Raw genomic sequence first — 12,319 nt, 5'->3', positions numbered from 1 at the left:
CTGTGAGCGGCTTCGTCTTCAACGAGAAGCCGATTCAGATAGCACGCGGCGACGGTGCCTACGTCTACGACGAAAGCGGCACCGAGTACCTCGATATGGGCGCCTCCTACGCCTGTGTCCCGCTTGGCCACGGCCACGAGGCCGTCCAGTCCGCCGTCGCCGAGCAACTGGAGAAGATAACCTACGTGCAGGCCTCCTACCCCAACGCCGAGCGGACGGCGCTGTACGACCTGCTCGCGGACACCGCGCCCGACCCAATAGAGAAGACCTGGCTCTGTAACTCGGGGACCGAAGCCAACGAAGCGGCGCTCAAATTCGCCCGGTCGGCGACGGGCAACTCGAAGATTGTCGCGACGATGCAGGGCTTTCACGGCCGCACCATGGGGGCGCTCGCGACCACCTGGAAGAACAAGTACAAGAAGCCCTACGAGCCGCTCATCGGCGACGTGGAGTTTGTCCCCTACGACGACGCCGAGGCGCTCTCCGAGGCCGTCGACGAGGACACCGCCGCGTTCATCGTCGAACCCGTCCAGGGCGAGGGCGGCATCAACCCGACCTCGCCGGGCTACCTCGAGGCGGCCCGCGAGATAACCGCCGAGGCCGGCGCGGCGCTCGTCTTCGACGAGGTCCAGACCGGGATGGGTAGAACGGGAGCGCTGTGGAACTCCCTGCGGGCCGACGTCGCCCCGGACATGATAACGTCTGCCAAGGGGCTGGGCAACGGCCTCCCCATCGGCGCGACGCTGTGTCGGGACTGGATTGCAGAGAACTACGGCTCCCACGCTTCGACGTTTTCCGGCGGGCCGGTCATCTCCGCGGCCGCCGGCGCGACCGTCTCGACCATCGTCGAGGACGATGTCCCCGAGAACGCCGCCGCGATGGGCGAGTACCTCCAGACCGAACTCGAAGCCGCCATCGGCGACGAGGTCCGCGAGATTCGCGGTGAGGGCCTGATGATCGGTGTCGAGGTGGGTCGGGGCGCGAACAAGGCGCTCAAGCAACTCGCGCTGAACCACGGTATCCTCGCGCTGCCGGCCGGTCGAACGGTCGTCCGCCTGCTCCCGCCCCTGACCATCGACGAGAGCCACGCCGACGACGTGGTCGAAGCGATGACGGAGGTCGTGGGATGAGCGAGGCGGTCGCCAGCGAGGCCGACGGCGAGGCCCGTGAACTGCTGGAGGACGTCGTTCGCATCCCCTCGGTCTCGCGCAACGAGGCCGAGGCCGCCGAACGGCTCAAAGCGTTCTTCGAGGCCCACGACCGCGAGGTGTGGCTAGACGAGGTCGGCAACGTCCGCGCGCCGGCCGACGACGGCGTTCTCCTGACCTCTCACATCGACACTGTGCCGGGCGACATCCCGGTCCGGGTCGAGGAGACCGACGACGGCGAGGTGCTGTGGGGCCGTGGCTCCGTCGACGCGAAGGGGCCGCTGTGCTCGATGGCCGTCGCCGCCGTCCGCACCGGGGCCTCCTTCGTCGGTGTCGTCGGCGAGGAAGTGGACTCGAAGGGCGGGCGCTACCTCGTCGAAGACAGGGACAGCGAGCCCGACGCCGTCATCAACGGCGAGCCCTCCGGCTGGGAGGGTATCACGCTTGGCTACCGTGGCCTGCTGGGTGGCACGTACGTCGCTACGAGCGAGTCCGGTCACTCCTCGCGGCCGGAGAACAACGCCATCCAGGACGCGATGGACTGGTGGGCCGCGGTGGAAGACGAGTTCGCCAAGGACGAGTGGCACCCTGTCTTCGAGCGGGTCACCTGCAAGCCCGTGGACTTCCGCGGGGGGACCTCCGAGGACGGCCTCTCCGTCGAGGCCACCATGCAGGTCCAACTCCGGGTGCCCCCGGAGTATTCGACCGACGAGATACGCGAGATGGCCGATGGCCACCTGGGCAACGGCACCGTCAACTGGGACGACAAGGTCGAGCCCGTCATGCAGAGCCCTCGAACCGGCGTCGCGCGGGCGTTCCGAGCGGCCATCCGGGACCACGGCGGTGACCCCACACTGTTGCGAAAGACCGGGACCAGCGACATGAACGTCTACGCGCGGGCCTGGGACTGCCCGATGGTGACCTACGGGCCCGGCGACTCCGACCTCGACCACGCGCCGAACGAACACATCGACCTCGCGGAGTACGACCGCGCAGTCAGCGTCCTCACGGACGTGACCGAACGCCTGCTGTAACCATGCACCTACTCGACGTCGACGACCTCACGACCGACGAACTGACCGCCGTGCTGGACCGCGCTGCCGATATCAAAGGTCCGGACGGCGAGGACGCCAGCGACCTGCTTGACCAGCAGACACTGGGGATGATATTCGAGAAACCCTCGACGCGGACGCGGGTCTCCTTCGAGACGGGGATGACACAGCTTGGCGGTCACGCCATCTTCCTGGGCCCCGACGACATCCATCTCGGCCACGGCGAGCCGGTCAAGGACACCGCCCGCGCGCTGGCGCGGTACGTCGATTTCGTCATGGCTCGCGTCTACGACCACGCGGACGTCGAGGAGCTGGCCGAGTACAGCGACGTCCCGGTCATCAACGCCCTGACCGACGACGCCCACCCCTGCCAGACGCTCGCGGACCTGCTGACAGTGCGAGAGCAGTTCGGCGGCTTCGATGACGTCTCCGTGGCCTGGGTCGGCGACGGCAACAACGTCTGCCAGTCGTTCGTCCTGGGCGCGGCGATGGTCGACCTCGAGCTGACCGTCGCCACGCCCGAGGGGTACGAGGTCGACGACGACGTGCTCGCTCGCGCCGACGACCTTGGTACCGCCCCAGAGACCACTCACGACCCCGAGGCGGCCGTGTCCGGCGCTGACGTGGTCTACACCGACGTCTTCGTCAGCATGGGCGAGGAGGACAAACGCGATGCGAAACTCGCGGAGTTCGACGGCTTCCAGGTCACGACCGACCTGCTTGGCGACCGCAAACTGATGCACTGCCTGCCAGCTCATCGCGGCGAGGAGGTCACCGACGACGCCATCGAGTCCGAGAACGCGGTGGTGTGGGACCAGGCGGAGAATCGATTGCACGCCCAGAAAGGGCTGCTGGCGTGGCTGTCCGAACAGGGCTAGTACCGCGAGCGAAGCGAGGGGCGTGCGTAGCACGCCCCTCGATGCGGAACGGGGAACGGAGTGACCCGTGGAGCGACGCGAGCGGCTATTTCCCACGTTCTGTGTGGCAGTGTCCGTTCAGAACGGTCTCAGCCTAGCGGGCCAGATACAGCGTGTCTCTCCGATAGCCGCTGGGGAACTCTCGCACTTATTCTATCTTATTGGATAAGAATACATATCGGATACGTTGTTATAGTTATTCTAAGAATGGTATTAGTACGACGCTGAGTACATATGGAATTGATGGACGAATCGAGTGCCCAGCAACGTACTATAAGCTACAACAACTGTCAGAATACGTGGCAACTTCCCAACCAGATACGGCACGGGTCACCGCCGTCTGAGGGCCGGACACGTCACGACGCCGTTCGTCCCGAACTACGCGAGCGGTTGCCAGAGGGGGCCGCCAGATGAGTGGCCGGAACTCGCTCCCCGACGGGACGCCGACGTATTGCGAGGACTGCGGCAAACCGTATCGCGAGGTCCAGCGTCTTCCGGGGTTCGTCTCGCTCTGTCCACTGTGTTTCGAGGCCACACTGCGCGGCGACGGGCAGTCCTGACGGACGGCGGCGTGGTCGGTGCCACGCTCCCGGCGCCGGCCCAACGACCGGGTGAACGACGACGGCCGCGGTCTCAGAAGTGGGAGAACTTGTCGCGGCGATAGACGTCGAGTTCGTTGACCGTCGTCGGCGTCTCTTGCCCGAGCGCGAAGGCGACGGCGTCGGCGACTTCCTCGGGTTCGGTCACCTCGCCTTCCGCGAACACCTCCTCGAAGGGGGTGCCGTCGGCGCTCTCGAACTCCGTGCGGACCTCAGACGGATTGACGACGGTGACGCCGATGTCGTCCTCGCCGACCTGTGCGGCGAGGCTCATCGCGAAGCCGCGAACCCACCACTTCGTCGCGGCGTAGACCGGGTTGAACGGCCGGGGGTACTTCCCGGCGAAGCTCCCGATGAAGACGATGTTGCCGGCCGTCTCGCGGAGCGGGGCAAGCGACTCGCGGGCGGTAAAGAAGGCGCCGTCGACGTTGACACCCTGCATCGTCTGGAACGCCTCGTCGGTCATCGTCTCGATGTCGCTGCCGCGGGCGAGCCCGGCGTTGACGACGACACCGGTGAGCGGGCCGAGCGTCTCGACGGTGGACTCGACGGCGGCCGCGACCTCGGCGCTGTCGCGAACGTCGGCCGGGACGACGTGGGTCTCGACGCCGTGGTCGGCGGCGACCTCGTCGGCCAGTTCCTGGAGCAGGTCCTCGCTGCGGGCCAGCAGCGCCACGTCCGCTCCGTCGGCGGCGACCCGCCGGACCGTCGCTGCGCCGATACCCGAACTCGCGCCCGTGACCAGGACAGTGTCGTCTTTCATAGTGACATCCCCGACCGAGACGAGTATAGAAGTTGTGTCAGTTCGGCGGGCACCAGAAGTGCGACCGCGTCAGCGGCGGGTGCGGGCCAGTGGCGCCGGCGGGTCGCGGAGCGGGACGACGCCACCACGCCGCGTCTGGAACCACTATCCTGAGGTTCGTCCCCATCGGCTTCCTCTTTCTCCTCTTTGCGCCGCTGGTGTACGTCATCTGTGTCGTCGACGTGATTCGGCTGAGCGGAGTCCCGGGCCACCCGTCAGGGCGCCGTTTCCACTCGAAACCACACCCTTTCCCCTCCGTTCGGGAACAGTACACACAGTCGTTCCACCCGAAACGGTACCCTCTGTGCCGTTCGTGACAGGTCGGCACATTCTCCCGAGGCTGCTACTGGTGGCTGTACGTTCGGAACGCTATTTGCCACCCCGGGGTGGCAAATTACGTCAGTTTGGTACAGCCACCAGTATAAGTTTCTGGCCCCGGTACCGACAGACGATGGAGCCACTTGTCGTCGACGCCGGAGAGGCGGACATCGAGGAGCTGCTGGACGCACTGGAGTCGGGCCAGCGTGTCGTCGTCCGGACGGAGTTCCTGGGGTCGTCACACGAGGTGACACTGCGCTATGACGGCGTCTGGTACTGCGATACGCCGACGCGGCTGCACAAACACCACTCCCGCGAAGAGATGCGCAGCTGCCTCCAGAAGCAGGGGTACGGGCGTGACGACGGGTGAGTTCGAGGTAACGACCCCGTTTATGCGCCCGGCGTGTCTATCCGCTCACACATGAGTCTCGACCCCTCACCCGAACAGTTCCGCGACCTGATGGCCACCGACGACCCGGACTTCGCGGAGGTGATGGCGTGTGTCTTCGGCGTCCAGAGCCACGAGGTTCGCACCTATCGGACGCTGCTCTCGACGCCGGGCAGCACCGTCGAGGAGCTGGCCAGCGCCCTGGAGCGGGACCGCTCGAACGTCAACCGCTCGCTGTCGACACTGCGTGAGAAGGGGCTGGCAAAGCGCGAGCGCCGCCTGCTCGACGGCGGCGGCCACGTCTATCAGTACACTGCGACTCCGCTCGAGGAGGCCCGCGAACTGATGCACGAGGCCCTGGACGGGTGGGCGGCGGCGGTCCACGACAGCATCGATTCCTTCGACGGTGATACGGTCTGACGGCGGTCCTGTCTGCCTGACGGCGACGCGACCGATGGTCATTTTCCCGAGCGAGTCGTACGGTAGCATATGCCATTCACGCTCGGTTTCACGGGTGACGTGATGCTCGGGCGCAACGTCTCTGAGCGCCAGGGGACGCGCGCGGTCGATGCCGTCTGGGACGGCGTGCTGTCGCGCCTGCAGGCGCTGGATGCGCTGTTTGTCAATCTGGAGTGTGCGCTGTCGACGCGGGGCCGGCCCTGGCAGCGCACCCGTCGCCCCTTCCACTTCCGTGCCGACCCCGAGTGGGCGGTGCCCGCGCTCACCGCCGCCGGCGTCGACTGGGCGACGCTGGCGAACAACCACCTGCTTGACTTCGAGGAGTCCGCGCTCCTGGACACGCTCGATGCGCTCTCGGCGGCCGACATCGCCCACAGCGGCGCGGGCCGTGACGAGGGCGAGGCGTGGGCGCCCGCGACGGTGGCCGTCGGCGACCTCACGGTCGCGTTCGTCTCGGCGACCGACAACACTCCCGAGTACGCTGCCGGTCCGGACAGCCCCGGCGTCGCCCGGACGGCGCTCGACGACCCCACTGAGTGGGAGACACTGGCGACTGCCGTCGACAACGCCCTGGTGACCGACCCCGACCTGCTGGTCGCCTCGCTGCACTGGGGGCCAAACATGACCACCGAGGTGTTCGACCACCACCACGAGGTTGGCCACTGGCTGCTGGACCGGGGCGTCGACGTCGTCCACGGTCACAGCGCCCACGTGTTCAAAGCCATCGAGGTCGCAGACGACGGCCTCCTCATGTACGACTGTGGCGACTTCGTCGACGACTACGCCGTCGACGACGCGCTGCGTAACGACCACAGCTTCCTGTTCGAACTGACCGTCTCGGACGCCGGAACGCCACAGGACCTCCGGCTCGTCCCCGTCGAGATACGGAACTGCGCCGTCCACCTGGCTGCTGGCGACGTGGCTCGGTGGTGTCGCGAGGCGATTCGACAGCGGAGTCGTGAGTTCGGGACGGCGTTTGAACGCGAGGGCGAGGCGCTGTTAGTGGAGTGCTGACCGCGGTCGTATCTCCAATAGCTAGCCATAGCCAGAAAGGGGCGACAGGCTGAAGCACTGCAGGAGCGACCGGAGGGAGTGACGAAGCGCACAGCGAGCCTCCCGAGTCCAGCCTGTCGGGGCTTTCTGGCTGTTGGCGGTGTCGTCGGTCTGCACGGCGTGTTCGCTGTTTGGCTTCGCCCTCGTGTATTCCGTGGTGGCTCCTGTACCGACGTCCAATCCGAATCCCCCTCCTAGCCCGTAACCGTCCGACTTTTGCCGGATGGGGCCATCCGTTCGATAATGGCTGACCTGGAACTCACCGACGACGTGCCGCCGGAGGCTGACGATGGCGTCTGGCTGACCTGCATCGAGTGTGGGGAGACCTTCGCCCCGTTCGATGCGATTCGCTACACCTGCGACCACTGCGATGGGCTGCTCGAGGTGCGCTACGCCGACCTGCCGACCTTCGACGAGTTCGAGGGCGAGGGGTCGGGCGTCTGGCGCTACCACGCTGCCTTGCCCTTCGACGTGGGCGTCACCCTCCCAGAGGGCGACACCCCGCTGCACGAGGTGCCGCGAATCGAGGAGTCGGCCGGTGTCGACAGCCTCCGCGTGAAACACGAGGGCATGAACCCGACCGGGTCGTTCAAGGACCGCGGGATGACCGTCGGCGTCCGCGTGGCAGAGGAGGTCGGCGTCGACCGGCTGGCCTGTGCCTCGACGGGGAACACCTCCGCGGCACTCGCGGCCTACGGCGCCCGCGCCGGGCTGGAGACGCTGGTCCTCCTGCCGGCCGGGAAGGTCGCCGCCGGGAAGATAGCCCAGGCCGCGCTCCACCAGGCCCGAATTCTGGAGGTCGACGGGAACTTCGACCAGTGTCTCGACCGCGTCCAGGACCTCGCGGGCCGGGGCGAGGCCTACCTCCTGAACTCCCTGAACCCCTTCCGCCTGGAGGGCCAGAAGACCATCGGCCTCGAAATCATGGAGGAGCATTACCAGGACTACGGCGAGTACCCGGACCGCATCATCCTGCCCGTGGGCAACGCCGGCAACACCGCGGCGCTGTACAAGTGCTTCCGCGAACTCGTCAAGTCGGGCGCCATCACCGAAGACCAGGTGCCCAAACTCACCGGCGCACAGGCCGAGGGGGCCGCGCCGATGGTCGAGGCCATCGAGGAAGGGTACGACGAGACCAACCGCTGGGAAGACGTCGAGACCCGCGCAACCGCCATCCGCATCGGTAACCCGGTCAACGCGCCCAAGGCCCTGCCCGGCATCCGCGAGACCGGCGGCACCGCCGTCGCCGTCTCCGACGAGGAGATAACCGAGGCCCAGCGCGAACTCGCCGGCGAGGGCGTCGGCGTCGAACCCGCATCGGCCGCCTCCGTCGCGGGCCTGCACAAGCTCCGCGAGGCGGGCGTCGTCGAGGACGACGAGTCCGTCGTCTGCCTGACCACGGGGCATATGCTCAAAGACCCCGACGCAGCCGCCGCGGCCGGCGCCGACCCCGAGCCGGTGCCAAACGACACCGACGCCATCCTGGCCCACATCGACGACGGCTCCGTCGGCGGGACGGTCCGGCGAGGGGCGTCGAAGGCCGTAAAATCGCCGCTGGCGCTGGTCGCCGGCGGTCTCGGGCTCGCGTATCTCCTCCGGAAACTCCGCTCGAAGGACTGATTTCCGGGGCCAAGCACCCAGCCGGTGTCCTCCTGACGCCGTGGGGGCGCTGGGGCACTAGTTTCAATAGCGTGTATGTTCTGGCTTGCACATCGATGGCGTACCAGATAACCCCGATTTTGCTGGCCAACGCTCTCGTTTTCGTCCTCGTCGTGGGACTGGGGGGCTACGGTGCGCTGCAGTACCACCGCCGCGGCCACAAATCGGAACTGCTCGCCTTCGTCGTCCTGATGGGCGCCATCGCGGTGTGGGAACTCGGCTCCATCTTCGCCGGCGTGACGACGACGGCCGAGCTGAAGATGCTGGGTGTCAACATGGGCAACGCACTCGGCGTGTTGCCGATGACCTACGCCTTCCTGTGGTTCGCGCTGGCCTACACCGACACAGAGGGGTGGGTGCACCGGTGGACGGTCGGCTACGTGGGGTTCCTGACGGCGACCGTCTGTGCCATCCTGCTCCTCGACCCGGCGTTCATGTTCGACGGGACGCTCGTGACCCGCGGCCCGGTGACGGTGCTCGGGCTCATGTTCGACGAGTGGGTGGCCCTGGACCGGACGTTCCGGACGCCGTTCCACCTGTTCCAGCTCCACGCGTATGTGGTCCTGTTTGCCGGAAGCGCGGTGCTGGCCCGGTATCTCGTCCGTAATCGTAGCGACCTCTCGAACGGCCAGGCGGCCGCCCTCGCGGTCGCCGTCGGGACGCCGACACTGGTCAACAGCCTGCTGTTTGCCGGGCTGCTCCCGCCGGAACTGAATCTCACCGAGATGGCGATGGGCGTGACCGGCGTCGGCTTTGCCGTCGCCATCTTCCGGTACCGGCTGCTGGGACTCGCGCCCGTCGGCCGCCAGCAACTCGTGAACTCGATGGACGACCCCGTGGTCATGCTCGACGACGCGGGGCGGGTCGTCGACTGCAACCCCGCGGCCCGCTCGCTGGTCGACGCGCCGGTGGAGTGGCGCGGCATGGCCGGTGCGGACTTTTTCAGCCCCTTCCCCGAGCAGGTCGAGCGGTTCCGCGACACCACGGACGCCGAGGCGGAGGTATCGACCACCACCGGGGGCGAGGAGCGGACCTTCCACCTGAACATCTCGCCGATTCACACGGATGCCGGGGGGCGGGCGGGCCAGCTCATCGTGCTCCGCGATATCACCGCCCAGAACGAGCGACGGCGACAGCTCGAACGGCAGAACGAACGGTTAGACCAGTTCGCCGATGTCGTCTCCCACGACCTCCGTAACCCCCTGACCGTCGCCAGCGGTCGCCTCGAACTCCTGCGGGACGACCCCAGGGAGGAACATATCGACGCCATCGAGGGCACGGTCGAGCGCATGGAGACGATGGTCGAGGACCTCCGGACGATAGCGGCGGCCGGCCAGACCGTCGAGGAGACCCGACCGATCTCGCTCGCCGAGAGTGCGCGTGAGGCCTGGGGGTACGCACAGACGGGCGAGTGTACCGTCGACGTCGCCGCCGACGACCCCGTCACTGTCCAGGCTGACCGCGACCGGCTGTTGCACATCTTCGAGAACGTGTACCGGAACGCGGCCGACCACAACGACGACCCGGTGACCGTCCGCGTCGGCCTGCTCGACGGCTCGCCGGCCACCGACGGCGGCCACCGGACCGGCTTCTTCATCGAGGACGACGGCGACGGTATCCCGGCGGCCGACCGCGACGCCGTCTTCGAACAGGGGTACACCACCGCCGGCGACGGCACCGGCGTCGGCCTCGCTATCGCCCGGGACATGGCCGAGAACCACGGGTGGGACATCCAGGTGACCGACGGCGCAGACGGGGGCGCGCGCTTCGAGATAACAGGTGTCGACCTGACCGAGTGAGGCGGTACGAGCGAGCAGGCTCAGCTCGGCCGCTACCGCGGGATGTACTTGTGCTCGTAGCGGCGGACGTACATCACGTAGAAGCCGACGACGAACGCGAGAAGCGCCCCGCCGACCGGTTCGAACACGACAGTACCGACGGTAAACGCTCCTGCCATGGCTAGCAGCACTGCGGCGTCCTCTCTGCCCATGCCAACCCTACTTGTGTCTGATAGATAAACGTTCACGAGTTGACGGACTCTTTCCGGGCTGTGGTTGTCGTGTCTCGGCTCTCGCATTTGACACTCCTTCACAGGAAATTCTTATTTTCGCTCCTGTCGAAATCAAGACGTTATGGTCGCGCACTGCCGGCCCGCTCCGCGCCGCACAATGCCGACAACTCCCGCTGGTGCCCGGAGGGACGTATGACGGGCGTCTACGAGCGGGCGCTGGGCGAAGCGGCCGCGGACCTCCATCCGAAGGTTCGGGACCGCTACAGTCTCGGCCCCGAGGACGGCGTTACGGTCGGGCGCGGCCGGATGGACATCTCCCGTGGCGTCCACACGTTACCCGCGCTGTACGCGATGACGAGTCGGGATATGCTCTTTCCCGAAGCCGGCCACGACGTCCGATTCGCCGTGACGACCGTCGGCTACGAACTCAGTGGTCACGAAGCGATGACGACCCGCCGGGTGTTCAACTTCGACGGCACCCGCCGCCGTTTCGATAGCGTGACGGTGTGGGACGAGCGCAACGAGCGCTTGCTGGACTACCTCGGCAGGGGAGGGCTCGTCGCCACCGAACTCCACCCCCGCGTCGAGGACGGCGCCTTAGTCGTCGAGGCCGGCCGCCAGTGGCTCCACCGCAAGGGCCGCTACGTCGCCCTGCCCGACGCGATGGCCGCGGGCGTCGAGGTCCGTGACCGCTACGACGAGGCCGGCGAGCGCTACCACGTGCTGGCGACCGTCGAGAACCCGCTGGCGGGCCATATCCTCAGCTACCGCGGGACGTTCACGCAGGCCGACGAGGGCCGCGGGGACCACGACCTCGAGACGCTCAAACCGACGCGGGGACTGCCGAAGCTGCCGCCGGTATGAGCACCACTCGGCGGACCGCCGGCGCCACCGGGTCCGTTCCCGCCGTCCGCGGCGTCGCCGTCCCCGACGCGAGCGCGCTCCTGGGGACCGCCGTCTGGGTCGGTGCGGTGTTGGCGGGGACGCTGGGTACGGTGCCGCGAGCACTCGCGCTCGCTCCCTTAGTACTCGTGCCCCTCGGCGTGGGGATGGCCGGCCGCGCGCCGTTTCCGGGCCTCGCCGGGCAGTGTCTCCGTGCGGCGGTGTGGCTCCAGCCCGTCGGCGCGCTGGGCTTTACCGCGTCGCTCGCACTCGCCGTCGACGGCACCACGGCCGCCACACTCGCTGCGCCGTGGCTGCTGGTCACTGGCCTGCTGGGACTGGCCGCGCTCGTTCGCACCCTCGACCGCGGTGGCCTCGCCCTCCCGGAGACCGCTATCGACGCCGGGCTGGCGTACGTCTCCGTCGGCGCCGTCGCCCTGCTGCTGTATCACCTGAATACCACCTTCTGGTTCGGTTCGACCATCATCCTCCTGACGGCGGTGCACTTCCACTACGCGGGTTTCGTCCTCCCCGTGGTCACCGGTCTCACCGGCCGCAGCGGCCATCTGGACTCGACGCGCTGGCAGGCGCTCGTCGGCGTCATCCTCCTTGGTCCGGCCATCATCGCCGTGGGCATCTCCTTCTCGCCGCTGGTCGAGGTGGTTGCCGTCGGCGGCTTCACCGTCGCTGTCGCACTGTTTGGCTGGTACGTCCTCGTCTGTATCGCGCCGACCCGTCCACGGGGCCAGGCTGTCTTGCTGGGCGCGTCGGCGGTCGCGCTGCCGGTGTCGATGGCGCTGGCGCTTGGCTACGGCGTTTCGACCTTCTCCGGGCTCGACCTCGGACTGGACATCGCGACGATGGTCGCCTTGCACGGCTCGCTCAACGCCTTCGGCTTCGCACTGGGCGGGCTGGTCGGGTGGCGGCTCGCGGTCCCGTAGGGGAGAAGCGACTGACGGGAGAACCCTCGCTGCTCTCCGGCTCCCATCGGTCGCCGGTTCGCTTCGAGGTGCGCGCGGTGCGAACACCTC

The 12,319-nt window shown here is 67.5% G+C and carries 13 protein-coding genes; 11 read left to right on the top strand and 2 right to left on the bottom strand.

From position 1 onward, the window contains the following. Positions 1-2: 2 nt before the first annotated feature. The 4 genes from P1K32_RS07735 (at position 3) to P1K32_RS07720 (ending at position 3,677) form a co-directional block, all read left to right on the top strand. Complete coding sequence (locus tag P1K32_RS07735) at positions 3-1,130, top strand: aspartate aminotransferase family protein (RefSeq protein ID WP_276252094.1); 1,128 nt, start codon at positions 3-5, stop codon at positions 1,128-1,130. Next, on the top strand, positions 1,127-2,182 hold the full coding sequence (locus P1K32_RS07730; RefSeq protein WP_276252093.1) for a [LysW]-lysine hydrolase: 1,056 nt from the start codon (positions 1,127-1,129) through the stop codon (positions 2,180-2,182). Before P1K32_RS07735 ends, P1K32_RS07730 begins: the two co-directional genes overlap by 4 nt. 2 nt (positions 2,183-2,184) lie before the next feature. Next, on the top strand, positions 2,185-3,078 hold the full coding sequence (gene argF, locus P1K32_RS07725) for an ornithine carbamoyltransferase (RefSeq protein WP_276252092.1): 894 nt from the start codon (positions 2,185-2,187) through the stop codon (positions 3,076-3,078). A gap of 449 nt (positions 3,079-3,527) precedes the next feature. Beyond that, positions 3,528-3,677, top strand: coding sequence for a hypothetical protein (locus P1K32_RS07720; RefSeq protein WP_276252091.1), 150 nt, complete (start codon positions 3,528-3,530; stop codon positions 3,675-3,677). A 73-nt stretch (positions 3,678-3,750) separates the two neighbouring features. Here P1K32_RS07720 and P1K32_RS07715 read toward each other — a convergent pair whose 3' ends face one another. Beyond that, entirely contained in the window at positions 3,751-4,479 is a 729-nt protein-coding gene (locus tag P1K32_RS07715; RefSeq protein ID WP_276252090.1) for an SDR family oxidoreductase, read from the bottom strand. Positions 4,480-4,969: 490 nt separating this feature from the next. On the opposite strand from P1K32_RS07715, the gene P1K32_RS07710 reads away from it, so the two are divergent. The 5 genes from P1K32_RS07710 (at position 4,970) to P1K32_RS07690 (ending at position 10,194) form a co-directional block, all read left to right on the top strand. Continuing rightward, a complete protein-coding gene (locus P1K32_RS07710; protein ID WP_276252089.1) occupies positions 4,970-5,206 on the top strand; it encodes a DUF8001 family protein in 237 nt (78 codons plus the stop codon). A gap of 51 nt (positions 5,207-5,257) precedes the next feature. Further along, positions 5,258-5,644 (top strand): helix-turn-helix domain-containing protein, encoded by a 387-nt coding sequence (locus P1K32_RS07705; protein ID WP_276252088.1) that lies wholly within the window; start codon positions 5,258-5,260, stop codon positions 5,642-5,644. A 69-nt stretch (positions 5,645-5,713) separates the two neighbouring features. After that, positions 5,714-6,697 carry a CapA family protein gene (locus tag P1K32_RS07700; protein ID WP_276252087.1) on the top strand — a complete coding sequence of 328 codons (984 nt, stop codon included), beginning with the start codon at positions 5,714-5,716 and terminating at the stop codon, positions 6,695-6,697. Between the two features lie 282 nt (positions 6,698-6,979). After that, positions 6,980-8,356, top strand: coding sequence for a threonine synthase (gene thrC, locus P1K32_RS07695; RefSeq protein WP_276252086.1), 1,377 nt, complete (start codon positions 6,980-6,982; stop codon positions 8,354-8,356). A gap of 95 nt (positions 8,357-8,451) precedes the next feature. Then, entirely contained in the window at positions 8,452-10,194 is a 1,743-nt protein-coding gene (locus P1K32_RS07690; protein ID WP_276252085.1) for a histidine kinase N-terminal 7TM domain-containing protein, read from the top strand. Between the two features lie 32 nt (positions 10,195-10,226). Here the strand turns inward: P1K32_RS07690 and P1K32_RS07685 are convergent, their stop codons facing one another. Then, positions 10,227-10,385 (bottom strand): hypothetical protein, encoded by a 159-nt coding sequence (locus P1K32_RS07685; protein ID WP_276252084.1) that lies wholly within the window; start codon positions 10,383-10,385, stop codon positions 10,227-10,229. Positions 10,386-10,598: 213 nt separating this feature from the next. On the opposite strand from P1K32_RS07685, the gene P1K32_RS07680 reads away from it, so the two are divergent. Then, positions 10,599-11,270 (top strand): DUF4166 domain-containing protein, encoded by a 672-nt coding sequence (locus tag P1K32_RS07680; protein ID WP_276252083.1) that lies wholly within the window; start codon positions 10,599-10,601, stop codon positions 11,268-11,270. Continuing rightward, complete coding sequence (locus P1K32_RS07675) at positions 11,267-12,229, top strand: YndJ family protein (protein WP_276252082.1); 963 nt, start codon at positions 11,267-11,269, stop codon at positions 12,227-12,229. Before P1K32_RS07680 ends, P1K32_RS07675 begins: the two co-directional genes overlap by 4 nt. Positions 12,230-12,319: the final 90 nt, after the last annotated feature.

Origin of the sequence: Haloarcula rara (assembly GCF_029338235.1) — an archaeon.
In the GTDB taxonomy this organism is placed as follows: Archaea; Halobacteriota; Halobacteria; order Halobacteriales; family Haloarculaceae; genus Haloarcula; species Haloarcula rara.
The sequence above is the reverse complement of the archived record's forward strand: the minus strand, read 5'-3'. Positions and strand labels throughout refer to the sequence as shown.